This is a genomic window from Rhodococcus sp. Q1, from assembly GCF_004153645.1.
In the GTDB taxonomy this organism is placed as follows: Bacteria; Actinomycetota; Actinomycetes; order Mycobacteriales; family Mycobacteriaceae; genus Rhodococcus; species Rhodococcus gordoniae.
The window spans coordinates 534,114-559,227 of the sequence record NZ_SDMJ01000003.1; the positions used below are offsets into that span (position 1 = coordinate 534,114).

Annotated in this window: 23 protein-coding genes; 12 read left to right on the plus strand and 11 right to left on the minus strand. The window is 68.4% G+C overall.

The genetic code is table 11. The features are described from left to right. The first annotated feature begins 21 nt into the window (after positions 1-21). Genes EQ874_RS11045 through EQ874_RS11060 form a run of 4 tightly spaced genes read left to right on the plus strand, consistent with a single transcriptional unit; the run spans position 22 to position 3,820 of the window. On the plus strand, positions 22-834 hold the full coding sequence (locus EQ874_RS11045) for an SDR family oxidoreductase (RefSeq protein WP_129976762.1): 813 nt from the start codon (positions 22-24) through the stop codon (positions 832-834). Between the two features lie 48 nt (positions 835-882). Then, the gene (locus EQ874_RS11050; RefSeq protein ID WP_129976763.1) at positions 883-1,806 is read left to right on the plus strand and encodes an NAD(P)-dependent oxidoreductase; all 924 of its coding nucleotides are present in this window, start codon (positions 883-885) and stop codon (positions 1,804-1,806) included. Further along, on the plus strand, positions 1,803-3,194 hold the full coding sequence (locus EQ874_RS11055) for an MFS transporter (protein WP_129976764.1): 1,392 nt from the start codon (positions 1,803-1,805) through the stop codon (positions 3,192-3,194). Before EQ874_RS11050 ends, EQ874_RS11055 begins: the two co-directional genes overlap by 4 nt. Beyond that, entirely contained in the window at positions 3,191-3,820 is a 630-nt protein-coding gene (locus tag EQ874_RS11060) for a PaaI family thioesterase (protein ID WP_129976765.1), read from the plus strand. Before EQ874_RS11055 ends, EQ874_RS11060 begins: the two co-directional genes overlap by 4 nt. Before the next feature lie 100 nt (positions 3,821-3,920). Here EQ874_RS11060 and EQ874_RS11065 read toward each other — a convergent pair whose 3' ends face one another. Both EQ874_RS11065 and EQ874_RS11070 read right to left on the minus strand, forming a co-directional pair. Next, positions 3,921-4,316 carry a VOC family protein gene (locus tag EQ874_RS11065; RefSeq protein ID WP_129976766.1) on the minus strand — a complete coding sequence of 132 codons (396 nt, stop codon included), beginning with the start codon at positions 4,314-4,316 and terminating at the stop codon, positions 3,921-3,923. 123 nt (positions 4,317-4,439) lie between these two features. Then, entirely contained in the window at positions 4,440-6,068 is a 1,629-nt protein-coding gene (locus tag EQ874_RS11070) for a UDP-N-acetylmuramoyl-L-alanyl-D-glutamate--2,6-diaminopimelate ligase (RefSeq protein ID WP_242496711.1), read from the minus strand. A gap of 17 nt (positions 6,069-6,085) precedes the next feature. Between EQ874_RS11070 and EQ874_RS11075 the strand changes: the two genes are divergently transcribed. Next, positions 6,086-7,594 (plus strand): protein adenylyltransferase SelO, encoded by a 1,509-nt coding sequence (locus EQ874_RS11075; protein ID WP_129976767.1) that lies wholly within the window; start codon positions 6,086-6,088, stop codon positions 7,592-7,594. Between the two features lie 218 nt (positions 7,595-7,812). Here the strand turns inward: EQ874_RS11075 and EQ874_RS11085 are convergent, their stop codons facing one another. Next, positions 7,813-8,109 carry a type II toxin-antitoxin system prevent-host-death family antitoxin gene (locus EQ874_RS11085; RefSeq protein ID WP_242496712.1) on the minus strand — a complete coding sequence of 99 codons (297 nt, stop codon included), beginning with the start codon at positions 8,107-8,109 and terminating at the stop codon, positions 7,813-7,815. A gap of 114 nt (positions 8,110-8,223) precedes the next feature. Further along, positions 8,224-8,856: a pyridoxamine 5'-phosphate oxidase family protein gene (locus EQ874_RS11090; RefSeq protein ID WP_129976769.1), complete on the minus strand. Its 633-nt coding sequence runs from the start codon at positions 8,854-8,856 to the stop codon at positions 8,224-8,226. 149 nt (positions 8,857-9,005) lie between these two features. On the opposite strand from EQ874_RS11090, the gene EQ874_RS11095 reads away from it, so the two are divergent. After that, positions 9,006-10,409 (plus strand): 2-polyprenyl-6-methoxyphenol hydroxylase-like oxidoreductase, encoded by a 1,404-nt coding sequence (locus EQ874_RS11095; RefSeq protein WP_129976770.1) that lies wholly within the window; start codon positions 9,006-9,008, stop codon positions 10,407-10,409. Between the two features lie 33 nt (positions 10,410-10,442). Then, positions 10,443-10,643, plus strand: coding sequence for a tautomerase family protein (locus EQ874_RS11100; RefSeq protein ID WP_242496746.1), 201 nt, complete (start codon positions 10,443-10,445; stop codon positions 10,641-10,643). A 9-nt stretch (positions 10,644-10,652) separates the two neighbouring features. On the opposite strand, the gene EQ874_RS11105 is transcribed toward EQ874_RS11100, so the two are convergent. The 4 genes from EQ874_RS11105 to EQ874_RS11120 form a co-directional block, all read right to left on the minus strand. Continuing rightward, on the minus strand, positions 10,653-11,801 hold the full coding sequence (locus EQ874_RS11105; protein WP_129976771.1) for a beta-mannosidase: 1,149 nt from the start codon (positions 11,799-11,801) through the stop codon (positions 10,653-10,655). A 77-nt stretch (positions 11,802-11,878) separates the two neighbouring features. After that, positions 11,879-16,033: a TIGR02680 family protein gene (locus EQ874_RS11110; protein ID WP_129976772.1), complete on the minus strand. Its 4,155-nt coding sequence runs from the start codon at positions 16,031-16,033 to the stop codon at positions 11,879-11,881. Further along, the gene (locus EQ874_RS11115; RefSeq protein ID WP_129976773.1) at positions 16,030-17,424 is read right to left on the minus strand and encodes a TIGR02678 family protein; all 1,395 of its coding nucleotides are present in this window, start codon (positions 17,422-17,424) and stop codon (positions 16,030-16,032) included. Before EQ874_RS11115 ends, EQ874_RS11110 begins: the two co-directional genes overlap by 4 nt. Further along, positions 17,421-18,881, minus strand: a complete 1,461-nt coding sequence (locus EQ874_RS11120) for a TIGR02677 family protein (protein ID WP_129976927.1) — start codon at positions 18,879-18,881, stop codon at positions 17,421-17,423. Before EQ874_RS11120 ends, EQ874_RS11115 begins: the two co-directional genes overlap by 4 nt. Positions 18,882-19,113: 232 nt before the next feature. Between EQ874_RS11120 and EQ874_RS11125 the strand changes: the two genes are divergently transcribed. After that, positions 19,114-20,442, plus strand: coding sequence for a helix-turn-helix domain-containing protein (locus EQ874_RS11125; RefSeq protein WP_129976774.1), 1,329 nt, complete (start codon positions 19,114-19,116; stop codon positions 20,440-20,442). Between the two features lie 6 nt (positions 20,443-20,448). On the opposite strand, the gene EQ874_RS11130 is transcribed toward EQ874_RS11125, so the two are convergent. Next, entirely contained in the window at positions 20,449-21,174 is a 726-nt protein-coding gene (locus EQ874_RS11130) for an alpha/beta hydrolase (RefSeq protein ID WP_129976775.1), read from the minus strand. Between the two features lie 707 nt (positions 21,175-21,881). Here EQ874_RS11130 and EQ874_RS11135 point away from each other — a divergent pair. Further along, positions 21,882-22,235 (plus strand): OB-fold domain-containing protein, encoded by a 354-nt coding sequence (locus tag EQ874_RS11135; protein ID WP_064064061.1) that lies wholly within the window; start codon positions 21,882-21,884, stop codon positions 22,233-22,235. A gap of 14 nt (positions 22,236-22,249) precedes the next feature. Here EQ874_RS11135 and EQ874_RS11140 read toward each other — a convergent pair whose 3' ends face one another. Then, positions 22,250-22,660 carry a Rid family hydrolase gene (locus EQ874_RS11140; protein ID WP_129976776.1) on the minus strand — a complete coding sequence of 137 codons (411 nt, stop codon included), beginning with the start codon at positions 22,658-22,660 and terminating at the stop codon, positions 22,250-22,252. 80 nt (positions 22,661-22,740) lie between these two features. On the opposite strand from EQ874_RS11140, the gene EQ874_RS11145 reads away from it, so the two are divergent. Beyond that, positions 22,741-23,112, plus strand: coding sequence for a helix-turn-helix domain-containing protein (locus EQ874_RS11145; protein WP_129976777.1), 372 nt, complete (start codon positions 22,741-22,743; stop codon positions 23,110-23,112). Between the two features lie 111 nt (positions 23,113-23,223). Here EQ874_RS11145 and EQ874_RS11150 read toward each other — a convergent pair whose 3' ends face one another. Beyond that, on the minus strand, positions 23,224-23,487 hold the full coding sequence (locus EQ874_RS11150; RefSeq protein ID WP_129976778.1) for a GlsB/YeaQ/YmgE family stress response membrane protein: 264 nt from the start codon (positions 23,485-23,487) through the stop codon (positions 23,224-23,226). A 370-nt stretch (positions 23,488-23,857) separates the two neighbouring features. Here EQ874_RS11150 and EQ874_RS11155 point away from each other — a divergent pair, with 370 nt between their 5' ends. Together EQ874_RS11155 and EQ874_RS11160 are read left to right on the plus strand one after the other, a co-directional pair. Next, a complete protein-coding gene (locus EQ874_RS11155) occupies positions 23,858-24,562 on the plus strand; it encodes a cytochrome P450 (RefSeq protein WP_242496713.1) in 705 nt (234 codons plus the stop codon). 59 nt (positions 24,563-24,621) lie between these two features. After that, entirely contained in the window at positions 24,622-25,098 is a 477-nt protein-coding gene (locus EQ874_RS11160; RefSeq protein ID WP_129976779.1) for an SRPBCC family protein, read from the plus strand. Positions 25,099-25,114: the final 16 nt, after the last annotated feature.

Genomic DNA, 25,114 nt, shown 5'->3' on the forward strand with positions numbered 1-25,114 from the left:
GGGGGGGCCTGTAATCGGGGCATGACGGGAACACAGCGGTTTACACCCACAGCACTACTGGCCGGGCAACGCGCCCTCGTCACCGGTGGGTCGGCGGGGATCGGTGCCGCGATCACCGCCGCGTTCGCCTCACACGGCGCGCACGTCCTCGTGGTAGACAACGCACCGGCGCCACCGCCCGCGTTCGATCTCGCCGCCGGTGGTGCCGTCACGACCCTCGACTGGGACGTGCGCACCTCGCCGTGCCCTGCCGAAGTCGTCGATCATCGCCCATCCGTCGTCGTCAACAACGTCGGACACTTCCTGCACCCGCAGCAACCGTTCACGGACAACGCCGCGTCGCTGTGGGACGAGCTGCACGAGATCAATTTCGCGCACGTCCTGCGCTTGACGCAGACATTGCTGCCGGGGCTGATAGAGCGCGGCGGCGGGTCGATCATCAACCTGACCACGGTCGAATCACACCGGGCCATTCCCGGGATGTCCGTGTACTCGGCATACAAGGCGGCGCTCACACAATTCACCCGGTCGTTGGCCGCCGAGGTCGGCCCGTCCGGGGTCCGGGTCAACGCCGTCGCGCCCGACCTCATCGAAACGCCGCAGGTCCCGTACACCACCCTCGTCCCGCGCGACGACGTGCCGTTGTGGCCCAACTGGTCCCCACTCGGCGGCCCCGGGCAGCCCGAGGACGTCGCCGGAGCCGTCCTGTTCCTGGCCAGCGACCTGGCGCGATTCGTCACCGGTGGAACCATTCACGTCGACGGCGGCACTCACGCGGCCGGCGGCTGGGTGCCGCGCGGAGCCGGGTGGACCAATCGCCCCCGCAACCCCTGATCACCCCCAACCCCTGACCTCACCCACCTTTCCGGAGGATGCCCAGTAATGAAGATCCTTGTTGTCGGTGGCACCGGCATGATCGGCGCCACAACCGCGACTCTGCTCCGGCAGATGGGCGACGAAGTCACCGTCGCAGCGCGCGGCTCGGTACCCAGCACGTCGCCGGTGGCCGACTTCCCGGTCCTGACCGGCGACTACACCGTCCCCACCTTCACCGCGGAGCAGTTGTCGGTGTTCGACGGCATCGTGTTCGCCGCAGGCCAGGACGTGCGGCACAAGCCGCGGGAGACCGACGACCAGAATTTCTGGCGCGACGCCCAGAGCGCCGGCGTGCCTCGCTTCGCCGCTCTCGCCAAGGAGGCGGGTGTGCGCCGTTTCGTGCAGGTAGGCAGTTATTACCATCAACTCGACGAGCGATTCGCCGACGGCAATCCCTACGTCACGGCGCGTAAGGAAGCGGACGAGCGGACCCGGGCACTCGCCGACGATTCGTTCGTCGCGTGCACGCTGAACCCGCCGTCGATCATCGGAGCCGTGCCCGGCCCGTCCGCCGAGCGGTATCGTCGCTTCGTCTCATGGGCGGCCGGCAACGAGCCGCAGATCCCGGACTTCGCCCCGCCGGGCGGCACGAACTACATGTCTGCCGAGTCGCTGGCGCACGCGATCGCTGGAGCATTGCGCAACGCCGCGCCCGGTGCTGCGTACCTGGTGGGTGACGAGAATCTGCCGTACCGCGAGTTCTTCCAGCGGCTCGTCGACGCCGCTGGGGGCGGGCGCACCATCGTCGAACGCAACGAACCGCACCCCCTCTTGCCGGATGCGGCGATCATGCAGGGGCGCGGGAACACCATCTCCTATGAGCCCAGCGCCGAGACGCTGCGAGTGTTCGATTATCCCCGGGGGGACTGCACCCGCGCGATCCACGGCCTCGTGAAAACTGTCCGCGAGTACGAACAGAGCCTGGCATGACCGACGACACCGACGACAAGCACATCCGGAAGGTCGCACTGTCGGCCCTGTTCGGAACTGTGCTGGAGTACTACGACTTCCTGCTGTACAGCACGATGGCCGCGCTGGTGTTCGGCGACGTGTTCTTTCCCGGAGAGAACCAGGCTGTATCCACGATTGCCGCCTTCGGCACCCTGGCCGTGGGGTACGTGGCGAGGCCACTGGGCGGGCTCATCTTCGGTCACTTCGGTGACCGCGTGGGCCGCAAGCACATCCTGTTCGTGACGATGGCCCTGATGGGTAGCGCGAGCTTCATCATCGGGTTGCTGCCCGGCTACGCGAGCATCGGCATGGCGGCCCCGGTACTGCTTGTCGTCCTGCGGCTCGTGCAGGGGATCGCCATCGGCGGCGAATGGGGTGGCGCCGCCTTGATGGTCGTCGAGCACGCTGATGCCGACAACCGCGGCAAGTGGGCCGGCGTAATGAACCTGGGCTCGCCCATCGGCTTTCTCATGGCAACCGTCGCGGTGGCGATCGTCAGTCTGCTACCCGACGAAGACCTGGAGACGTGGGGCTGGCGCGTGCCGTTCCTGCTCAGCGCACTGCTGGTGGTGGTCGGTCTCTACATTCGTTCCCAGGTCGCCGAGAGCCCGGTCTTCGAGCAGGCGGTCAAGAAGGAGGCGGCCACCACCGCCGACCGCATACCGCTGGCGCAGGTACTCCGGGCGCCGCGGCCCGTACTGCTCGCCTGCGGCATCGGTATCGCGCCGTTCGCGATGACGGCGCTGATCACCTCGCACATCATTTCGTACACGACCGGGATCGGTTACGAACGATCCACCGTCATGCAGGTGCTGGTGCTGCTGTCGGCGGTCTCGCTGCTCGTCGTTCCACTGGCATCGGCGTTGTCCGATCGTGTCGGTCGCCGACCGATCGTGCTCACCGGTGCCGTCGCGGCAATGTTGTTCGCGTTTCCGTTGTACATGCTGGTGGACTCGGGCTCGGTGGTGTTGCTGGTTGTCGGCCTGGTCATCGGGCAGGTCATCCAGAATGTCATGTTCGCTCCGCTGGTGCCGCTGCTGTCGGAGATGTTCGGTGCGGAGGTGCGGTATACGGGAGCATCGTTGGGCTATCAGGGCGCAAGCCTGATCGGTGCCGGCTTCACTCCTCTGGTCGCCAGCGCCCTGCTCGCCACGCTCGGTGGGGGCAGTTGGCCGCTGAGCCTGATCATCGTCGTGACCGCCGGGCTTTCGGTCGGCGCCATTGCGCTGACCGCCGAAACCCGCGGCGTGGCGCTCGGGGACGTCACCCCTGCAGGTGAGTCCGCAAACGTCCATGCTGCTGCGGAAACAGGCCGAGCAACTCGACGACCGGATCCACCCGTACACAAGAAGGCAGGACTTCGATGACCCGAATCACCGACATCCCCCCGGAGTTGACCGAGGCAACGGCGGCTCTCGTTGCTGCAACGCGCACGCTGATGTTGGCGGCGGCGACCACCACAGCAGATATCGATGCCATCCGGGCTGCGAGCGCCTCGATTACGGAAGTGGCCGATGTTCTCGGCGCGCGGCCGCGGAGTCGCCCGTTGCGTCCGGCGTTGGACGGGCCGGCACGGTCCCGAGAGACCGGCGGTCAGGTGCCATGGACGCAATTCAGCCACAACCCCATGGGTATTCCTCTGGCGATCTACTTCGGTGAAGATGACGCACGAGCCAGGCTTGTGCCGAACGCGCTGCACGAGGGACCGCCGGACATCATGCACGGCGGGTTTGCCGCGCATCTGCTCGACTGCATGCTGGGCACGTTGATGCAGGCGCGTGGAGTGCGTTCCGTGACGGCGTCGCTCGAGCTGCGATACCCACGGCCTACACCGCTGGGAGAGCCGCTGGATCTGTATTCGCGCATCGTCGACACCGTCGGCCGCAAGACCATCGCCGAAGGTTGGATCGAGTGCAACGGTGAACGCACTGTGCAGGCGCGGGGCGTTTTCGTCAGCGTCACGCCCGTCGTGACCGCGCCTGTGCCCGGATAGGAGGTCGGTCGAGGCCGGTGATCTTCTCGACACGTCCGCAGCGGAGATGACGCCGAAGAGTATGTAGCCGCGGTGGGTCGGCGCCGACGTGCAGGGGCGATCAGCTCGGTGGCGCGAAGAATTCGAGCGCGATGTTGTCGGGGTCGCGGAACGACAGTCCGGAGCCGTACGCCGCGTTCTTGATGTCCCCGTGCGGGATTCCGAGACTGTCGAGCCGGTCGCGCCACTTCTCCAGCTCACCGGCCGTGCAACCGAACGCGATATGGTCGAGCCCCGTGTTCCGTTCGTCGAAAGATCCTTGCGGGTGCGAACCGGAATGGGTGTGCAGTCCGAACAGCGTGCCACCGTCGAGCGCGAAGACCGCATGGTGGAAGGTGCCCGATTCGTCGTCCTCGTCGAGCACGGGTGAGGCGCCGAACAGATTCGCGTACCACGCGGTGCTCGCAGCCAGATCCGACACGGTGACGGCGACGTGGGTGAGTGCAGGAAAAGCCATATCTGTTTCCTCCGTCCGAGCCCCTTTCGATCGTAGATCCCGGGACGTCCGTCTCCGTTCGTCTTGGGAAAACCGCCCTGCACGGTGCGCATCTCGTCGCGACACGCCGGCCTGGCGGGTCGCTCAGGGGCGGTGGACACGCGAGACGGGCCTTCGCCTCGCGCGGTGCAGTGCCTGCCGCAGTTCGTCCCGGTCGTCGAACAACTGAATCGTCTCCCCGGAGACCAGTCGTGGCTCGCATCCCCGCCCGGCCACGACGACGACATCCCCGGGCCCGGTGTGAGCGACGGCGATCTCGAAGGCACGATGACGGTCGGGTTCGACGACGACGCGGGCACTGCGTGCGGCGAAGGCACCTTCGGCGACTGCGTCCCGGAGGACACGCGGGTCCTCGGAGAGCGGACTGTCGTCGGTGACGACCACGACGTCGGCATAGGTCGCTGCGGTGTGGCCGAGCGGAAATCGCTTGCCGGGGTCGCGTTCTCCGGTCGCACTGATGACGAGAACCAGCCGCCGCTCGGGAGCGAGCGACCGGAGGAACGGCAACAGTTCGCGTTGCCCGGACGTGTTGTGCATGTAGTCCACCAACGCGAGAACGCCTTCACCGGCGTCGACGCGTTCGAGTCGTCCGGGCACACCCGCGAGGGTTTCCAGACCCGCCGCGGCGTGCAGGACGTCTCCGTCGGCGGCGGCCACCGAGGTGAGCGCCGTCAGCGCATTGGCCACCTGGTGGGGTCCGAGCAGAGACAGTCGCACCGGCGCACGTCCGGACGGCGTGTGCACGGTGAAGGTGGTGCCGTGGAGGTCGCACCGGATCGTGTCCGCGTATATGTCGGCGCGGGCATCGCGGGTCGAGTGCGTCCACACCGGTACCTCGGCCGACGCCGCCAAGCGTCGGCCGTACTCGTCGTCGATGTTCACCACGGCGGCCTGCGCGCGATCCGCGGTGAACAGTGCCGCCTTGGCGGCGAAGTACTGCTCCATCGTGTGGTGGAAGTCGAGGTGGTCGGGTCCGAGATTGGTGAAGGCGACGGTGCGGAACCGCACACCGTCGATGCGGCCCTGACTGATGCCGTGCGAAGACACCTCGAGCGTCACCGCCTGCACAGCCTGGTCGCGGAACTCGGCGAGGGTTCGGTGCACCACCGCGGCTTCGGGGGTCGTGCGGGTTGCGGCCCGAACCCCGGTGGGACCGCGGACGACGACACCGCCGATCATGCCCGTCACGACACCGTTCGCGGAGAGCGCGGTGTCGAGGAGATAGGTCGCGCTCGTCTTGCCGTTGGTGCCGGTGATGCCGTGGACCTGCAGGTCGTGGGAGGGATGACCCAGGATCCACGACGCCAGCGGACCGACCACGTCGCGAGGCCGATCGACGACGAACGTCGGCAGCAGATGCGACGGCCGGTCGCTGAGCCCCGCGACCGCACCGCGGGAGCCGGCTTCGGCCGCGAAGTCCAGGCCGTGGACGTGATGCCCGGGCAACGCTACGTACAGATCGCCCGGCTGCACCGTCCGGGAATCGTCGCTGATCCCGGTGATCACGCGGTCGTGACCGTCCGGCGGCCCGACTCGCAGGACATCGCGGAGGTGCTCGGCGACGTCGCGGATCCGGATCTGCCGGGAGGGGCGGCCAGGACCGTCCGGGTCGGGATGCACGGGGGCGGATACCCGGTCCGGGGCGAAATGATGCGCCGCCGGTGACCGGGGTGCACCGGCGTTCCATTCGCCCGCGACAGGCGGCGGAGTCACACGGTTACCCTCGAGGGATGACTGCGATTCCGGATTTCCCCGTCGGCACGAACACCACGATATCCGGTCTCGGTAGTTCCTTCGCCGACGAGTTGAGTGGCTTGTCGGTGCCGTGGCAGGGCACCGAGGCGCCCGAGCCCGAACTCCTCGCGCTCAACGAGGAGCTCGCGGTGTCACTGGGCCTGGACGTGGCGGCCTTGCGCAGCGCCGACGGGGTAGCCGTATTGGCAGGCTCGGCGGTGCCGGTCGGCGCCAAGCCTGTCGCGATGGCGTATGCCGGTCACCAGTTCGGCGGATACGCCCCGCTGCTCGGCGACGGTCGCGCGTTGCTGCTCGGCGAACTCGTCGACGGGGACGGCCGACGTGCCGACCTGCATCTCAAGGGTTCGGGCCCTACGCCGTTCTCCAGGGGCGGGGACGGTTTCGCGGTTGTCGGGCCGATGCTGCGCGAATATCTCGTGAGCGAGGCCATGCACGCGCTCGGTATCCCGACCACCCGTTCGTTGTCGGTGGTGGCGACCGGCCGGTCGGTGTACCGCGAGGGTGTCGAGGACGGAGCGGTGCTGGCCCGGGTCGCGTCCAGTCACCTGCGGGTGGGGACCTTCGAGTTCGCGGTGCGACGGGGCGAGATCGTGCGCTCGCTTGCCGACCACGCGATCGCCCGGCACTATCCGCACCTGCTCGACCGGCCGGAGACCGGCGAGGACAACCGCTACCTGGGCTTCTTCGCCGCCGTGGTCGAGGCCCAGGCGGCGTTGGTCGCGCAGTGGATGCTCGTCGGTTTCGTCCACGGCGTGATGAACACCGACAACACCACCATCTCGGGAGAGACCATCGACTACGGTCCGTGTGCCTTCGTCGACGCCTTCGATCCGGCCGCAGTGTTCAGTTCCATCGACCACAGTGGGCGCTACGCCTTCGGCAACCAGCCTGCCGTCCTGAAGTGGAATCTGGCACGTCTCGCCGAAACCCTGCTCACATTGGTCGATTCCACCCCGGACGCGGCGATCGGCGCCGTCACCGCGGTTCTCGACAGTTTCGACGTGCGCTACGAGCACCATTACCGGGTCGGTATGGCGGCGAAGCTCGGCCTCTCCGAGGACGCGCTCGACCGGGTCTCGGTCGACGATCTGCTGGCCCTGCTGGAAGAGCACGGCGCCGACTGGACCGCGACCTTCCGTGCCCTCGCCGACGAACTGCGAGGAGATCCGGCATCCCTGGACATGCTCGTGCCGCGCGAGCGCACAGCGCCCTGGCTCGAACGCTGGCACGCCGCCGCGACGAGCGACAACCGTGGGGCGAAAGAGCGGGCCGAGGCGATGGACCGGGTGAACCCGCTGTACATCCCCCGTAATCATCACGTCGATTCAGCTCTGAAGGCCGCGACGGCCGGTGACCTCGCGCCGTTCGCGACACTGCTCGACGTGGTGACGCATCCCTTCGAGATGCGTGCCGAGTGGGCCGAATACGCCTTGCCGGCACCACGTTCGTTCGCCGAGTCCTTCCGGACCTTCTGCGGCACCTGACCGTCCGATCCCGCGCACCTCTGCTCGATCAGGCGCTCTCGGGGAGTCGGCCGTCTCGGCCGGCCCTGGACGAGTCGGGTGCCGGGCGGGCCGTGGTCGTCGGTGACGATGACGGTGACGGGGACGGGGACGGTGACGGTGTGCAGACGTACGGGATGGGTCGATCCGGCCCGAACTGTTGTGGACGACGGACCGACGACGCTCCGGCAGGTCGGCGCTCAGCGAGAACGATGGCGCTTCTTCCGCTTCTTCTTGTTCTTCGTGCGCCGGCGAGCGGATCGTAGCGGCGGTTCGTCCGCCGGCTCGGCGTCCTCGAGCAGCGCCCGCTGCATCTCGCGGCGGAGGCTGTCCATCAGTTCGGGGGAGCGCAGCAGGAAGGTCGCCTCCTGCAGCGCCGCGTAACGGTCCTGGGAGATCAGGACGCCCGTGCCACGTTTGCCGACGATCTCGACGGCGACAGTGTCGTCGTTGACCTCTCGGACCAGTTCACCGAGCCGCTTGCGTGCGGCTTTCACGGACACGGACGTTGGTGGCACTCGCGGCGACTCCGATCTGTTCCCCCGACCCGGGCATCCTTTCATCACCGATGCCGGAATCGGGGGTGGACACGGCGGACACTCCGAACGAGATCACAGGAGTGCGCGCACGGAACGTGGTAGTGCGCTCGCGGAACCGGTGATCGGTGACGGGATCGGATCGTCGGCGACGGTACGCAGGGGCACCACTCCCGCCCACACGGAGTGGTCCTCGCCGTCCCCGCGATCCTCACCCGGACCGGCGGCCCGGACCTTCACGCTCACCTCGGCGAGCGGCACCTCCAGGACGGTGGTGGCGGCCAGCTCCTTCGGGGTCGGCGACCGGACCTCGTCCCAGCGTCCCGGCATCAGATGTTCGCTCACCACCCTCAACGCACGTTCCTTCTCGTCCGGGACGACCGGTGTGGCCACTCCGAACAGCACGGCACTGCGGTAGTTCATGCTGTGGTCGAAGGCCGACCGGGCGAACACGAGTCCGTCGAGGTGTGTCACCGCGACGGACACCTCGATTCCGGCACGGGCGGCGAGGAACATCCCGGCGCCGGTGGAACCGTGCAGCAGCAACCGGTCTCCGTCGCGTCCCATCGCCATCGGCAGCACCACGGGCGATCCGTCACGCACGAATCCCACGTGCGCGATGCGGGCCTCGTCGAGAAGGCGGTGCAGGACGGCGGGATCGTCGGTGCCGCGTTCGGGTTTGCGCGTCAGACGTGTGCGGTCGTTCATGGCTCCGATCGAAGCAGCGCCGCCGCGGCCGGGCAACCGGATTCCGAATCGAGTAGTGCGCTACTCGCGACCGTCGACGATCGCCGCCCCAGACTTCGTGTACAGGCACGTAGGTGCGCGACAGTCGACCGGCCGACGGAGATGACGAGATGGACAAGATCGGTGACCATGCAATCGTTCTGGGCGCGAGCGTCGGCGGTCTGCTCGCGGCCCGTGCACTGGCCGACTCGTACCGCGCGGTGACGGTCGTCGAACGCGACGTCCTCCCGACCGGTGCGGAGAACCGCCACGGGGTACCGCAGGGGCGGCACGGACACGGGCTTCTCGCCCGCGGCGCCCGGTCCATGGACGAATTGTTCCCGGGTATCCTCGACGAACTGATCGCCGACGGCGCACCGGTGATCGCCGACGGCGACCTGTCGGAGATGCACTTCGTCCTCGGTGGCCACCGGCTGGCGCCGTCGGGTCGCTTCCGCGACCACCGAGCCACCTACGTGCCGAGCAGGCCGCTGCTCGAACATCATGTCCGGCGGCGCGTGCGCGCCATCCCGAACATCACTCTCCTCGACGGGCACAACGTCGGCGACCTGACGACGACACCCGACCGCCGCCGGATCACCGGAGTACAGGTGGGCAGCCGCGAGGGTGTTCGGAGCCTGACGGCGGATCTGGTGGTCGACGCGATGGGGCGCGGAGCCCGCACCCCGGCGGGTCTCGAGAAACTCGGTTACGGGCGACCGGTCGAGGAGCATGTCGTCGTCCACGTCGTGTATCGCAGCCAGCTGTTGCGACTCGCGCCGGGCACACCGATGGAGAAGATGGTGTTGATCGGCGCCGTGCCGGGTCGCCCCGCGGGCATGGCGCTGTTCGGCTACGAGCACGACACGTGGCTGTTCACGGTCGCCGCCATGGCTGGTCGTGAACCGCCACCGCGCCTGGACGGCATGATCTCCGCCGTGGAGGCGTACGCGCCCGAGCATGTCGTGGCCGCGCTCCGTACCGCCGAACCCCTCGGTGAGCTGGCACAGCACAAGTTCCCGTCCAGCCAATGGCGACACTATGAGCGGATGCACCGTTTCCCGGATGGACTGCTGGTCTTCGGCGATGCGATCTGCAGCTTCAATCCGGTCTATGGTCAGGGCATGACGGTAGCCGCCGTCGAAGCGATGTCGCTGCGGGACTGCCTGCGGCGCGGTGAGGACGACCTGTCCCGCAGATTCTTCCGGGCCGCGAGGAAACCCATCGGCGCCGCGTGGCAGCTCGCGGTCGGCGCGGATCTGGCGCTGCCCGAGGTCGAAGGTTCACGCAGCGTGCAGACCCGACTCGGCAACGCGTATGTGGCGCGTGTCCTGGCCGCTGCCGAGAACGATCCCGTGGTCGTCGACCGATTCCTGCGGGTCAGCAGCCTGATGGATCCGCCGAGCTGTCTGTTCCACCCTGCGCTCGTGGGACGGGTGTGCGTGGGTAACCTCCGGCGCCACCGGAGAACCGACGACGCGCCGGCGGCGATGCCCGACAAGAGGCGGAAGAGTTTCCTCACCGCCCGCAGATGAATTCTCCTGACATCACCCGAGCTCTACACCTTGGTGATCGTCGACTGCTTTGCCGGACGCAGCGTGGACGCCAAGCGGCGCCTCTACCGTGAGATCACCGAGCGGCTCGGCGCATTCGCGATCCCCGCCGACCACGTGACCGTGATCGCGCGCGACATCCCGACCGAGAGCTGGGGGATCTGCGCCGGACAGGCCGCCTGCGATGTGGACCTCGACTTCACCGTCGACGTGTGAGTACTGTTCCTACGGAGAGAACTGCGCGTTCGGGACGGTGGAGGGCTCGAGGGAACCGAGGTCCTCGACCACATCCCACAGTGGGTCGTCGAATCCGATGTCGTAGGTGCAGTCGGCTTCCCTCGGGTCGGGTACGAACGCCCACAGCAGTGCACCCGCAGTGCCGGCGGCGCGTTGACCTTCGATCTTCGTGGTGATGTGGTCGGCGCGGTCGACGAGCGCCCCGCAGGACCCGGCGAGTTCGCCGATCTCCGCCACGAGCAACGGCTTTCCGACGGCCGTGGCCTGCGCGACTCGCCGGGCGAGACCGTTCCACTGATCGCCGGGCAAGGGCACGCCGTCGGCACCGTAGTCGTGGTACTGCACGGCATCGACATACGGTGAGGCGCTGACGAACCGGTATTCGTCGCCCTGGGTTCCGCACTGGCCGCCTCCGGTGTACCCCGCCGTGATCAAGGTGCGGGGGTCGACAGCGCGCAGTTCGGCACCGGCTGTATCGAAGAAGTCGCGCAGCACCTGGGCGGCCCCGGGCTCGCACGACCGGGTCCACCAATAGCACGCGGCGTCGGTGCAGGAACTCGTCTCCGGCTCGCCGATGAGTTCCCACGCCGCGAGGGAGGGGGAATCCCGGTAGCGGGCGACGGCAGTGTGCATCCAGTCTTGGTAGCTCATCACCACCCGCTCGTGGCCCGGGGTGAACTCGGTCCAGCCGTCGACGTACCACTGCCGGCCCTTGAAGACCTCGTCCTCACACGCACCGTCCTGAGGTGCCAGGACAGGTAGCAGCATCTGATCGTGCGCTTCGGCCGCCGCGAAGACCGCATCCATCGGTCCGAAGTCGAGTTGTCCCGTGAACCGGTTGACGGCCAGCGCCTGGAACAGATTGAATCGGGTGAGCGAATTCGGCGGCAGCGCGCCGAAATAGGCGTCGAGGTCGACCATGGCGCCGCATCCCCAGTTCACCGACCAATCGGTGGCGAGCTGGTAGGCATTGAACCCGGTGGGCCACCAGGCCCGACCGTCGAGCATGAAACCGTCCGGCGACGCGGTCACCCGCGCGCCCGGTGCCGGTGCGGCTGCCGCAGGGCCCGCGCCCAGGAGCAGGCCGACCACGGTCGCGGCGCCGACGATGAGTCTGGATACCCGAAGCCTCGTCATCTTCCGGATCGTAGGACCGCGAGGCAAGGGGGGAGCCCCGATCGACCAGCAACACGCCGCAGTGACCGTCGTCATGATCAGGCGAACTCGAAGGCCCCCTCCGCAGGGCGTGCGACCCGACGGGTCCGCGGAGATCCCAGCGCGCTCTCCAGATCGGACCCGTCGTGCTCGGCGAGCAGTTCGCCCCCCGACCACACCAGCAGCGTGGTGGCGACGGTGTGCTCGGCCACCGAATGCGACAGGTCGTAGTGCGCGCACCCCGGCACGCCCGCATAGGTGATCCACAGGTCGAAACCGGTCATGAACAGATCGAGGTCGAATTGCACGGACAGACCGAGCAGTTCGCTGCGACCGGTGTCGTCGACGCCGGCGAAGGCCTCGTCGAGGGCGAGCAGGCGCGGCGCGTGCGGGTCGGCCGAATCGAGCATCACGTGCGCCGCCGCGAACAACGGCAGGTGCAGGGAGACGGACTGTTCGCCACCGGACAACGCCGAGTGCCGGGCCGGGGTGAGGCGGTCCTCGCTGCCGTCCGCACCGATGAGACTGAACGAGAACACCCGCCACCGGCGGTAATCCAGCGTCGCGGCGAGGATCTCCGGGTACGACCGTTCCGGGTGCGCGGCCCGCTCCGCGCGGATCCGCGAGGCGAAATGCGCGCGGATCCCCGCGAGATCGTCCGGTGCCAGCATCGACGCGTCGCGGTCGAGGAGTTTGCACACCGCCCGGGCCGGCTCGTCGAGATGGTCGGCGAGCACCCAGTGCACGCCGATGGTGTTGCCCGAGGACATGTGCCGTTGCCGCATCTCGGTACCCATCCGGGCGATGAGGTCGCGGGCGTCGACGGTGCGCTCGTGGATCTGCTGCGCGAGACCGGTGAGGAGCGCGTCTTCGAGGATGCGCCGTTCGGAGTCGGTGAGCAGGGTCTCCTGTTCCTGCCGCGCTCGGGCGATACGTTGCGCGAAGGCCGCGACGGACGTGTAGCCCTGTTCATCCTGTACCTGCACGACGGTGACGCCCTCGGCGGCGTCCCAGTGCAGCCGGTAGTCGCGGCTCCGGGCGAGTTCGGCGTCGAACTCCTGCAGTGCGGACGTCAGCGCCGAGGCGGTGGACTTGCGAGTGGACTCGGAGGTCGTGACCGATTCGGTGGCGGTGTCGAGGGCGCGGAACAGTGCGAGGACCTCGGTGGGCAGTACGTCGACCGGGTTGTCGGGGGACTGCCGGATCCGATAGGCGAGCTGATCGGCGTCGAGCCACGCGGCCGCGCTGGACGGCCAGACGTGTTCGGTGTCCACACCGAGCAGTATCAGCAGGTCGCGGCGGGCGAACGGCGCGAGTGTGTCGGCGTCGGCCCGGGCCTCGGTGAGCGCCGAGCGCAGGGCGGTCTCGGCGCCCGTATGGGCCGCGTCGGCCTTGCCGATTCGTTCGAGCGCCGCTTCGTGGGCCTTGCGGGCGGTCCGTTCGGCGGTCTTCGTCATCTCGATCCTGCGCCGCGCCTCGTCGAGCTGGGTGTCGAGGCGGTCGGCGCTCGCCCCGATGGACTCGCGCAGCGTCGCGAGTTTCTGCTGTTCGTCGGCCAGTCTTTCGGCGTTCTCCGCGGCGAGTTCGGCCGCGTTCTCGGCGGAGGCCCGTGCTTCCTCGAGGCGAAGATCGGTGTCGCGGAGCCGATCGCCACAGGTGACCTGTTCGCGCAGGGCGCGCTGCAGGGCCTGAGCCTGCGAACGGAAGTGCCGCACGGCCGCGTCGAGACTGTCGAGTTCCGTCGCAGTGAGCGGTGCCCGGTGCCGGCCGGCCGTCGATCGCAGGTGCTGTTCCTTGGTGGCGATCGCGGCGATCGCCTGGTCCAGGTCGCGGTCGGCGGCGGTCGCGGACTCGGATGCGGTCCGCAGCGCGCCGGCGCATTCGGTAACCTTGCGCAGCGCCGCGAGCACGGATCCGGTGCGCGGCAACGACTTCGCGGCGTCGTCGAGTGCGGTGAGCCGGTCGCCGATCTCGCGATCCTGCTCGCGCAGCGACTCCACGTCGGCGCGGCATTCGGCGATGGTGGTCTCGAGTTCGACGATGCGACGCTGCCGACGCCGGGCGCGGGCGGTGGCCCCGATGAACTCGACCTGCTCCTTGACGTGGCGACCGAGCTGCACTCCTTGCCGGAACCCGCCGTGCGCATCGACCGACACCCGCGCGCCCGGTCCGGGGTCGGTGGCCCACGCGATCGACGACAGCACCGCGGCGACCCGTTCCTCGGGGACGGCCGTGTCGGGCTCGGGAACGAGTACATCCGCGAGCGTGGGACCGCTCGGCCGGTGCTCGGGCGCCAACGGCACCAACAATTGCTCCGACTCGATGTCCGGCAGGTCGCCATCGGTGATCCACCCGTCGAGCAGGTTCGCGGCCTGCAATGCCGCTTCGATACCGGCGGCGTCCTGTGTCGACACGTCGTCGCGGAACCGGACGAGCTGCCACAGCGGGGCGCCGACAAGATCGTCACGGTTGCCGGTGCGAGCGAGGAATACCGGGGGAGCGTCGTCGCGTTCGGCCGCGACGGCGGCGCGTTCGGTCTCGAGTTCGGCGATGCGGGTGCCGAGCGACTCGATCTCCGAGCCGCATACGCGACGCCGGAACCGCAGGTCGTCGAGCACCGGGCCGGTGTGCTCGGCGAACACCGCCGCCGGAGCCGGCGCATCGTCCTGACCGACGGTTCCGAAGGCGGTGTCGAGCGCTTCGAAGACCGGAGTGGACAGACCCACGGCCGCGAAGGTCTCGGCGCGATCGGACCACCACCGGCCCAGCTCGGCGGCGATCTCGCTGCGGGACAGCTCGACGATGGTCTCGGCAGTCTCCACCGCGGCCGACGCGGTGTCGCGTTGCGCGCGGGCACGCACCGCCGCGGCTTCGGCCCGTGATCGCGCCGCGGCGGCACCGTCGAGATGGGACAGTGCACTGCGCACGGCGCGCACGTCGGCGTCGCGTTCCTCGGCGAGCGCGTCTATCGCCGCGTTGAGCTGCTCGGTCCGTTCGATGTCGTCGAGACCGCTCCACGTGATGCCGGCGTCCTCGGCTGCCGCACTCAGCCCGTCCTCGGTGCGACGACGCGTCGCCGTCGCCGTCTCCAGCGCGTCGCGGGCACTGCCGTGATCGCGGAGCCGGTCGGCCACCACGGCCTGGGCGCGGTTCGCCTGCTCGCCCTGCGCGGCGGTGGTGCGCTCGAGGTTCTTCACCGCCGACGCGAGGTCGTCGAGTTGCTGTTTGCCTTCGTAGGCGCTCGAGCGGTGGAGTGCCTCGAGGGTGGTGCGCGCTTGTTCGTGGTCGCGTTCGGCCACCAGGAGCTGTTCCTCCGAGGCGGTGCGTGCGGCGGCGGCCTCGGTGCGGGCCTCGGACGCCTCACGCAGCGACCGGACCGCCGTGTCGACCACCCCGAGACGAACGGCGACCTTGTCCACAGCGGTGCGGGCCTGCTGACGGATGTACTTCGAGTACACCTTGACGAACTGCTGCGCCGCGTCGTCGGCGGCCGCGAGAGATTCGAGTGTGCGCTCGACTTCCTCGATGGCGGAGAACGAGCGGGCAGCCTCGACGATGAGGTCGTCGTCGAGGGGGCGGAGTCCGTCGGTCAGGGCCTGCGACAAGCCCTTCGGATCGAGGTTCTTGGCGAGCTGCGGGCGGCGCAGCGTCAAGATCAGGTTGATCAGCTGGTCGTAGCGTTGCGCGCCCAGTCCGAACATGCGTGCGTCGATCGCGCCCCGGTAGTCGACGGGGCGATCGGTGATCGCGTCGGCTCCGATCCGGTCGGCGAGTTGCTTGCGGGTGAGCGGGCGGTCCTCGTCGTCGAGGAGTGAGAAGTCCACGCCCACACGGCCGTCGACGACGAAGTGCCAGCGGGTCACCTTGTCGTTGCCGCGGGTGGCGCGCATGCCGATGCCGACGGTGACGGCTTCCGGGTCGTCGGCGCGGCCGCGGCAGAATTCCATCCACACATAGGAGTGGGCGCTGTCCTGCCCCCGGTACAGCAGGTTCGAGCGCATGGTGCGTTCCTCGCCGGCGAACGGGTTCAGGCGTCGCGGTTCGATGCGGCCGTCGAGCACGAAGGGGAACAGCACCTCGAGGGCCTTCGTCTTGCCCGACCCGTTCGGTCCGCGCAGCACCAGTCGCCCGTCGGCGAACGAGAACTCCTGGTCGCGGTAGTCCCACAGGTTGATGATCCCGGCACGCGTGGGGCGGAATCGGGCGCTGCTCATGAGATCTCCGTCGGGGTCGTATCGGGGTCGGGGACTGTCGGCGGGGTGGACTCGGGAAACAGGTCGATCTCCGGATCCCGTTCACGCACACTGACCGTCACGCCGCGGAAGCGCGCGATCGCGGGCAGGACGAGCACCCCGCCCGCCACCCGGGCCACCAGCCGCAGCCGGTCGAGCATGTCCACCGCGGCTTCGGTCAGTCCGGCGGGGTCGGCCTGCCATTGCGCGGCGAAGGTCCGGCCGTAGATGTCGACGAGACGCCCGACGGTGCCTGCCAGCCACGAATCCTCGAGCAAAGGATGCTCGAGCGGTGCGCGAATGTCGTCGTTCTCGGCCTGCTCGTGCGGTATCGGAGTGTCGGACACCGCGAGCGGGGTGAATACCGTCGACCTCGGGATCGCGGCATCGACGGCGGCGACGAGGGCGTCGTGTGTCTCCGCGGGGACCGGCAACCGGGGCGGGGCCGGGGTGTCGGGGTCGAGGACGCGGTCGCACATCTCTCCGGCCAGCAGCAGGGCGACCTGCGCGACCGTCCCGGTGTTCGGGAACCGGAGATCCGACAGTCGTCCCGAAGTGTCCACCAGCGCAACGCCTTCGGCGCGACGTTCGCAGACGAGGCCGGTCAGCAACTCCACGTCGTCGGTGGTGCGGCGCAACGCCAGCTGCAGTGCCTCGTCCTCGTCGAGGTCGTCGGCGTAGACCACGGGGCGCTGTACCACTGCGCGTCGCACCCGCCGCCGAACCTCCGCCGTATCCGAATGCGGGGCACCCGCATTGCCGAGCAGACCGCACACCGATTCGAGATGCTGCAACGCCCGCGGTGGCCGGAACAGGGCATGCACGACCGCACGGTCGACATCGTAGAGCGCTTCACCGCGCTCGGGGTCGCTCGCCCACCCACCGGCATCACCGTCGGCGAGGGTGATCGCGCCGCGCACACCGAGCCAGGTCACGGCGTCGACGAAGGCATCGCGATCGGCGGCGCGTTCGGTGTCGAGCTCGACACCGTTCACCCGACCCGCCTCGGAGGCGACGTGCTCGGCGAGTTCGGACAGGGCGATCTGGCCGGCACCACGACCGAGCGCCGCAATCGCCAACGCGAGATAGGCGTACCGGCGACGGTCGAACGGCCGACCCGTGTGCGTCGACGTGCCCGCACCCGCGTCGAGACGATCGGCGACGGTGAACAGCCGCGCGGTGGTCTCGGTGACCTCGAGCCGGTATCCGAAGGTGGCGAGCAGATCGTCGCGCAACTCGGTGGCCCAGCGGCGCACCGTCGCCAGCGCCGCACGGTCGGGGAAGGTCGCGGTGACGAGATGGTGGGTGAGCACCAGCCGGGCAGCACGCTGATACGAATCCAACTCGACCGACGGGATCGAACGCGCCCTCACCGCACCTCCACCGACAGACCGTCCAGATACAGGCGCCCCCGCGCGGTGTGCACCACGGTGGACTCGCCGCTCGGGCGGAGTGTGAGCTCGACCCCGTTCTGGGTGCCGGAGGCGACATCGTCGCTGCGCACCCGGCCCCTCACGGGGACTCGCGCCGACAACGCCGCGTCGAGCAGGCTCAACAGCACCTCCGCTTCCGGTTCGCTCAGCTTCCGTTCGCGCACCCCACCGGCGGCGAGGGAACGAGCCGCCTCGGCCCGGCGACGCTGCTTCTCGAGCTGGGTCTCGCGCAACCGGCGCACCCCGGCATCGTTGCGCTGGATCCGCCCCGGCGCCCCCGCCGCGGGCCGGCGACCGGTCTCGGCCAGAGTGCGGGAGATCTCGACCGGTGGCGCCTCCCACCACGACCGGGTGACCGGAACGACGTCGGCATCGGGATGTGCGACGGAGAAATGCCGGGGGCGGCCCAGGTCGAAGACCGCCCCGAACAGCGCGTGCGCGGCGTCCTCGGATGGTGCCGCGGCGAACCAGCCGGCGAGATGCCGCAGCTGCGACTCGCGGCTGACGCCTCCGCGCCGCTGCTCGGTGAGCCGGCGCAACAGTCCCAGCACCGCCGAGATCGCGTTGATCGTCGCGCCGCGCAGACGTTCGGACTCGCTCGGCTCGGCACCTACACCGACGAACCAGTGTTCGATGCCCCACCAGCGTTGCGCCCAGTCCGCTTCGCGTTCCTCGAACGACAGCAACACCCGCTCGTCGTGCCGGGCCGCCTCCGCGGTGAGCTTCTGCACGCCGGTGGCCTGCACCCGGTCCAGGGCCGCGGAGAGCTTCGGAGCATAGCGGGCCAGGTCGGTGCTGAACTCGCGCATGTGGGTGAGTAACGCATCCTTGTGCGCGAGGAAGGTCTCCGGGGTGACCTCGGTGGTGCGCACCAGGTCGCCGAGGACGAGATAGAAGCGGGCGGCGCGCTCGGCCATGTCCGACAAGGTCGCGTCGAGCCGACTCAGCTTCCGGTAGACCAGTTCGCCGTCGCCGGCCGCGTTCGCGTCGGCGAGATCGTTCAGGTCGGCGAGCAGGTCGGGGAGTGCGAGGCGCGACAGCGACACATCCTCACCGCGGGACGACAGGACATCCTCGACGGCACGGAACACCCGGTAACCGGCCTGCCCGAACTGGTAGACATAGTGCCGGTTGCGATATTCGGCGAGTGTCGCCGCACGGGTGCCGTCGTAGCTGCGTTCGAGTACACCCCATGCGTGCAACTGCTCGAGCAGCGCCGGGATCTCGGAGGAATCGGGGACGTCGTCGCTGGTCGCCCCGGGCAGCCGGGTCAGGACGTTTTCGACGTCCCCGGCGTGCAGCAGCACCGAATAGTTGCCGCGCGCGTGATCGAATGCGCGCAGAACCCACAGGTAGTCCACTCTTTTCTCGGCCGTGGCGAACGAGAACAACCGCAGGCGGTCGTCCCGCACCAACGCATCCTCGATCGCGTCGAACCGCGCTCGGCCTGATTCACTCACCGTGACAGGTTAGGCGGCGCGGCCGACGGGTCAGGACAACACCCGGGGTGAGTGTCGGCACGATCGTGTCCGAATCAACGCCGCCGATCCGCGGTCGCCGCCCGCATCGAGCCGTTACCGTCGAGGCAGCGCACCTCGACGGAGGCGGCACGCTCCGGGAACGGAAACGATGAATGCTCACGAGATCGGACGGGGCGCCCGCGCGGTGGGCGATCCGGCACCGGACACGCGTGCACTGATCGACGCGGCGGCCGATCTGTCGATCACGCGGCGCTCGGAGATCATGCGGTACATGTTCGAGCGGATCTCCCCGGAGATCGACGCGATGTCCCAGGATCGCCCGACTCGTCGCGCACTCGAGCAGACCGCCGAGGACGGTGTCGACGCGATCACCCGATTTCTCAGAAACGACCGCGACGAGATCGAGATACCGGCCGCATCGTATGCGTTGGTCCGGATGTTGGCCCGGCAGGGCTTCCCGGTCTCGGTGGTGGATCGGAGCAATCGGCTTGCACAGGACAGCATCATGCGGTGGTATCTCGAGGCGCTGGCGGGACTCAGCGAGGATGCCGGCGCGGTGACGCAGGCGGGGGTGGAGATCCTCATGAGGCTCTCGGCCGGGATCGACGGGGTGTCCCAGACGCTGCTGGGAGTGTACGAGTCGGAACGCGACACCTGGTTGCTCAACCGCAATGCCTCCCGCACCGCCCGGATCCAGGACATTCTGGCCGGACGTCCCATCGAGGTCGGGGACGCCGAGCGCACCCTGGGATATCGGCTCGGGCAGCACCATCTCGGCGTGATCGTCTGGACCGACGACATCCAGGTGGCCGGCGGCGACCGGTCCGGGACCGAATGGAACGGGCTCGAGCAGGCGGTGACGGTGCTCACCGAGCACCTCGGAGTCGGTGGTCGAGCGCTGTTCGAGCAGTCCGACGAGTACACGGCCTGGGCGTGGATACCGCTCGGTGCGGTCGACCACGTCGATGCGAGCATGTTGACCGAGATCGTTGCGGCGTGGCAGCGACCCGTCGGTGTGGCGCTCGGCGCACCTCACGAGGGCATCGACGGTTTCGTCCGCACCCATCGGCAGGCGGCTCAGGCGCGGGAGGTGGCTCTGACGTCCGAGCTGCCGGGGCCGCGGCTCGTCTCGATCGACGAGGTCGGGGCGGTGGCGCTGATGTGCACGAACCTCGATTGGGTGCGTGCGTGGGTGGGTGATGTGCTCGGCCGGCTCGCCGCAGATGATCCCGGCGCCGCGCAGCTACGTCACACCCTCCGCGAATTCCTCACCAGTGGAGGAAGTTTCGTGGCGACTGCCGAACGGCTGCACCTGCACAGGAATTCGGTCGCCTATCGGATCAGCAAGGCGGAGGAGCAGATCGGTCACAGCGTGCGCGAACATCGACTCGATCTCGAGAACGCGTTGGCTCTGTGTCACTGGCTCGGACCCACCGTGCTCGCACCGGATCCCGAAAGCCCCTTGCCGCCCGGGTGAGGGCGGTCATCCGGCCCGGCGGCCCGGGACGACGGCCCGAACGACACGTCCGATCTCGCCGATCGCCCGGATCCCTTCGGGTAGCAGATCGGCAGCGATCGGGAAGACGTGTACCTGGCGGTCCCAGACCTGCAGCTCGCATGCGGTGCCGGCCTCGGTGAGACGCTCGGCCATCGACTCCGCATCCACCAGGAACAGTTCGTGCGATCCCACCTGGACAAGTGTGGGCGGAAGTCCCGACAGATCAGCATCGGCGGGACAGACCCGATCCCGCTCGTCCCCGAGACCGGCCAGGCCCGCCAGCGCTTCGAGCGCCTTGCCGGGCAGCAGTGCGCACCGCGCCGCGTTCGAATGTCCGAGCTTGCGGGTGGGATCCCACTCGGTGAGCGGGGACAACGCGACGATCGCCCCGGGCGTCGGCAATCTCCGGTCGCGCAGTGTCAGCGAGACCATGAACGCGAGATAGGCGCCGGCCGAATCCCCGGCGACGACGATCTGCTCCGGCCGGTACCCCGCGGCGAGAAGGAAGCGGAAGGCATCCACCCCGTCGTCGACGGCGTCGTCGATCGAGTGCTTCGGCAGCATCCGGTAGTCGACCATCAGCACCGGCGTTCGTCCCGCGTCGGAGATTCGCGACACGAGACGCAGGTGGCTGCGCATCCCTCCGCACAGGAAGCCACCCCCGTGCAGGTAGAGCATCACCCGGTCGAAACCCGCACGTGGTCCTTCCACCCAGGATCCGCCACAATTCGGAAGTGCGACCGGGGCGGACCCCGTCCCGTCGATCGCCGGCAGCAGCCGAGCCTGGGGGCTGGCACCGTGGAACTCGCGTCGGCGGACAGCGGTCGGAAGGCCAGGTGGGGTTTCGGCCCCCGGGCCGTCGCGGGGGGCGGATGGCGCGCGCACGTCGCGTGCGGTCGTCACAGGAGAACTCCTCACAAACCGGTCGAATGTCTGGGGCCGGTCGATCCGCAGGGGAGACGGCCGCGATGAGCGGGGTGACCCAGCGCGGCGACGCAGCGGGCTCGCTGCTCATCCAGGCTGAGGAGGATGGGTGTTCGTTTCACCGGGGTACGTGCACACTGTTCGGGGTCTCTTTCGGGCTGTGCGCACAGTGACTGCGTACGGCACCGGGTGCCAGGGAGAGGTGCGTCACCGGCCGGTGGGGAAAACCTACAGTTCACGGCGATGTTCGGGCCCTCGTCCCCACATGGCACGGCAGCCCGAAAGTCCCAGCGGAAGAACCCCGGATTGTGCGCTGAGACCAGCATGGAACACTGATCTGTGTGCTCCCGTACCGATGGCAAGCCCCCTACCGAGGCCTACCTTCGAATGGGGGCCGATGACCGGAGCCACGTCATCGGCCCGTCGGGGGTCTCGCCCCTGCTGCGACGGATTGCTGCTGTGGCTCGGACATTCTCGTTGACGGAAGGACCGCGATGGCGCCCCACGCGACGCAGCGCCGCATGACCATCCTGCGCTGCGGGAGTTGCACGACGCTGCTCGCTCCCGACACAGTGCGCTGCTCCTCCTGTGGCAGCGCGAATCTCGAGTCCGCCGATTGCTCCGGTACCGGTTCGATCGTGTCCTGGAAGGTCGTCGAGCCTCTCGACGGTGGCCCGCAGGACGATACCGCCGTCACGCTCGCGATCGTCGAACTCGACGCCGGGCCGTGGCTGTACTCGAAGATCGAAGGATCGTTCCCCGACTGCGCCGACGCCCGGGTGCGGGTCGCGTTCCATGCGACGGCGTGCGGCGATGGGTTCCCCATCTTCGAGGTCTGCGCGGCCTGACCGACGAACGACGCTCACCCCTCGAGAACCGCGGTCGCTTCGATCTCCACGAGCACTGCTGGTTCGTAGAGCGCCGCGACTCCGATCAGCGACGCCGGCGGCATCGGATCGGGCAGTCCGATCTCGTGCGCCACGGCCCGAACGCCGGTCATGAGTGCCTCGATCTTCTCCGGGTGCCAGTCGGTGACGTAGAACGTCAGGCGCACGACGTCGTGGAAGCTCGCGTCGGCTCCGGCCAGGCCCCGGGCGACGTTGCGCAGCGTCCGGGACACCTGGCCGGCCAGGTCGGCGGGGACCGGTGAACCGTCCGGCGTGTGCGCGACCTGGCCGGCGACGTGGACCTGCCGTGTTCCGGTGGCGACGGCGATGTGATGGTAGGGCGCGTTCGGCAGCATGCCTGCGGGGCTGAACAACGTGACGGGCACGGGCTACTCCTGAGATCGAATCCGATTGGTATCCGATTTATACTTGGTAGCCGAAAGTCACTTCAACGAAACCAGGTTTCATGACGGATACCGCTGATCACAATCTGCTGGCCCTCGCTGCCCACCGGGAGCTGCTGGGGCAGATCCTCGACAGGTGGTCGCTGAGCGTGCTCACCGAATTGTGCGAGGCGCCGCGTCGCTTCAACGAGTTGCGCCGCGCCGTTCCCGGGGTCACGCAGAAATCCCTGACCAACACGCTGCGCAGACTCGAGCGCAACGGGATCGTCGAACGCCGCGTGGTGAATACCCGACCGGTCGGTGTCGAGTACCGCATCACCCCGCTGGGGAAGACCGCGCGCGAACCGATCGACGCCCTCCTGCTATGGGCGTCGACGAATCTTCCCTACATCGAGGAGGCGCGGCGTAGCTTCGACGACGCTTCCGACGAATGATCGAGATCAGTGCTCGGGCCCCTGAGCGACCGTCGCGGCGGCACACTGGATTTCCCGGCTCGATGTCGAGCAGTCGCTGCTCGTTCGCGGGGCCGGTGGTCGCTCGGACAGCTACGCCCGACGCGAGCGCGCCTTCCATGCCGACCAGGCAGCCGTCACGATGATCGCGCCGACGAGCGAGCCGATGATCCCGCTGGGCCGCAGTTCGAGTCCGTCACCCGCGAGAAGGCTGATGAGCAGACCGCCGGCGAACGAACCGCCGATGCCCGCAACGCACGCGAGCGTCCAATCGATCCCGGTCCCGGATCTGCCCACGACGATCTGTGCCGCCGCGCCGACGAGCAGCCCGAACAGAATGATCCCGATGATCAACATTGCGCGAGTATAAGCACACATCGACACGGGAGCAGCGCTTTACGGATCGAATTGCAGTTCGAAGTTCGATCCTGACATTCGGTCGAACTGTTGCCTGCAGACGAATTCACCCGTGCAGTTCACCAAGAATGCGGTTGCGCAGTGCCTCGTTCCTGATGCCGGGTGGACCGGTCACCCTCGTCCACCTCCGTCCCGCTCGATGGGCGCCGACCTTCGCAATCGTCACCTCGCCTCAGGACGCCCACGATGTTCGCGGCGGCTCCGACGGGGCTTTCGACAAGGAGATGACGGTCTGTGTCCAGGAACGGTTGTGGGGCGGCAACAACCTGTTCGATCTTCCCCACGAACCGTGGGTGCCCGACGCCGGGCATTGCAGCCCTTGTTCACCAGGAACCACGTGGCGGTTCACGCGGATCGGATCTCCGAACTCACCGATCCGGCCACCGGTAAGCCATTCACCGACAAGGAAATTCGCGACGACCTGTTCGCCTTTCTCTTCGCCGGTCACGACACCACCGCGACCACTCTGACCTACAGTTTGTGGCAACTCGGACGCAATCCCGGAATTCAAGAGCGCGTGGCGCCGGAAGCTGTCGACTTGGGGGACCGTCCCCTGCGAGCGAACGATATCGAGCATCTGCCCTGTACCGTCCAGGTGATCCATGAGTCGCTCAGAATGTGTCCGCCCGGGGCCACGACCGGGCGGATGGCGATGCAGGACGTGGAAGTGGATGGTTACCGCATCCCGGCCGGCACGAACACGGTCGTCGGGATCTATGCATTCCACCGTGATCCTGCACTGTGGGACGAACCCGAGAAGTTCGATCCGGAGCGGTTCGCGCCGGGGCGACCAGGAAATCGGTTGCGTCGGCAGTATCTGCCGTTCGGGGGTGGCCCACGGACCTGTATCGGCGACCGTTTCGCCATGCTCGAAGCAACACTCGGTCTTGCGAGCATCGTGCGAAAGCTCTGCGTGCAATCCCTCCACGACGAGTGTCCGGTGAAGACACCGTTCACCTCGGTCGCGGCCGAACCCGTGCCGGCGCGTGTGGAGGGCAGCGCCGTCGCTGCGTAGCCGTCCCGGCGATCCGGTCGGGGCAGTACGGCGCGACGCGGTGATCTCGACAGGGCAGGATGGCAGCCATGCAGACCACACCCCTGACCTTCGAATCCTCCGTCGTCGTTTCCGCCACCCCCGACGAGGTGTATGCCCTCGTCTCCGATGTCACCCGCACAGGTGAATGGTCTCCCGTCTGCGCGGAATGCTGGTGGGACGAAGGTCAGGGCCCCGAGGTCGGGTCCTTCTTCACCGGACGGAACGTCACCCCCGAGCGCACCTGGGAGACACGGTCGGAGGTCGTCGTCGCATCTCCGGGCCGCGAGTTCGCGTGGTCGGTCGGTCCCGGCCTCGTGCGCTGGAGCTACATCATCAAGCCCGCGGACGCAGGCACGGAGCTGACGGAGACCTGGGAGTTCACCGAAGCCGGACTGGCGTTCTTCCACGAGAAGTTCGGGGCGGGGGCACCTGCTCGGATCGCCGCACGGGAACAGTCCGCCCGCAGCGGAATTCCGGCGACCCTGGACGCGATCGAACGCATCCTCGGGGGCTGACCCGGGACGCTGGTCG

Bases quoted from the DNA above. Each gene is read 5' to 3' on its own strand.
- EQ874_RS11110 (WP_129976772.1), bottom strand. From the start codon at position 16,033: ATGAGCAGCGCCCGATTCCGCCCCACGCGTGCCGGGATCATCAACCTG.
- EQ874_RS11050 (WP_129976763.1), top strand. From the start codon at position 883: ATGAAGATCCTTGTTGTCGGTGGCACCGGCATGATCGGCGCCACAACC.
- EQ874_RS11125 (WP_129976774.1), top strand. From the start codon at position 19,114: ATGAATGCTCACGAGATCGGACGGGGCGCCCGCGCGGTGGGCGATCCG.
- EQ874_RS11075 (WP_129976767.1), top strand. From the start codon at position 6,086: ATGACTGCGATTCCGGATTTCCCCGTCGGCACGAACACCACGATATCC.
- EQ874_RS11095 (WP_129976770.1), top strand. From the start codon at position 9,006: ATGGACAAGATCGGTGACCATGCAATCGTTCTGGGCGCGAGCGTCGGC.
- EQ874_RS11105 (WP_129976771.1), bottom strand. From the start codon at position 11,801: ATGACGAGGCTTCGGGTATCCAGACTCATCGTCGGCGCCGCGACCGTG.
- EQ874_RS11065 (WP_129976766.1), bottom strand. From the start codon at position 4,316: ATGGCTTTTCCTGCACTCACCCACGTCGCCGTCACCGTGTCGGATCTG.
- EQ874_RS11055 (WP_129976764.1), top strand. From the start codon at position 1,803: ATGACCGACGACACCGACGACAAGCACATCCGGAAGGTCGCACTGTCG.
- EQ874_RS11160 (WP_129976779.1), top strand. From the start codon at position 24,622: ATGGCAGCCATGCAGACCACACCCCTGACCTTCGAATCCTCCGTCGTC.
- EQ874_RS11060 (WP_129976765.1), top strand. From the start codon at position 3,191: ATGACCCGAATCACCGACATCCCCCCGGAGTTGACCGAGGCAACGGCG.
- EQ874_RS11045 (WP_129976762.1), top strand. From the start codon at position 22: ATGACGGGAACACAGCGGTTTACACCCACAGCACTACTGGCCGGGCAA.
- EQ874_RS11150 (WP_129976778.1), bottom strand. From the start codon at position 23,487: ATGTTGATCATCGGGATCATTCTGTTCGGGCTGCTCGTCGGCGCGGCG.
- EQ874_RS11145 (WP_129976777.1), top strand. From the start codon at position 22,741: ATGACGGATACCGCTGATCACAATCTGCTGGCCCTCGCTGCCCACCGG.
- EQ874_RS11090 (WP_129976769.1), bottom strand. From the start codon at position 8,856: ATGAACGACCGCACACGTCTGACGCGCAAACCCGAACGCGGCACCGAC.
- EQ874_RS11135 (WP_064064061.1), top strand. From the start codon at position 21,882: ATGGCGCCCCACGCGACGCAGCGCCGCATGACCATCCTGCGCTGCGGG.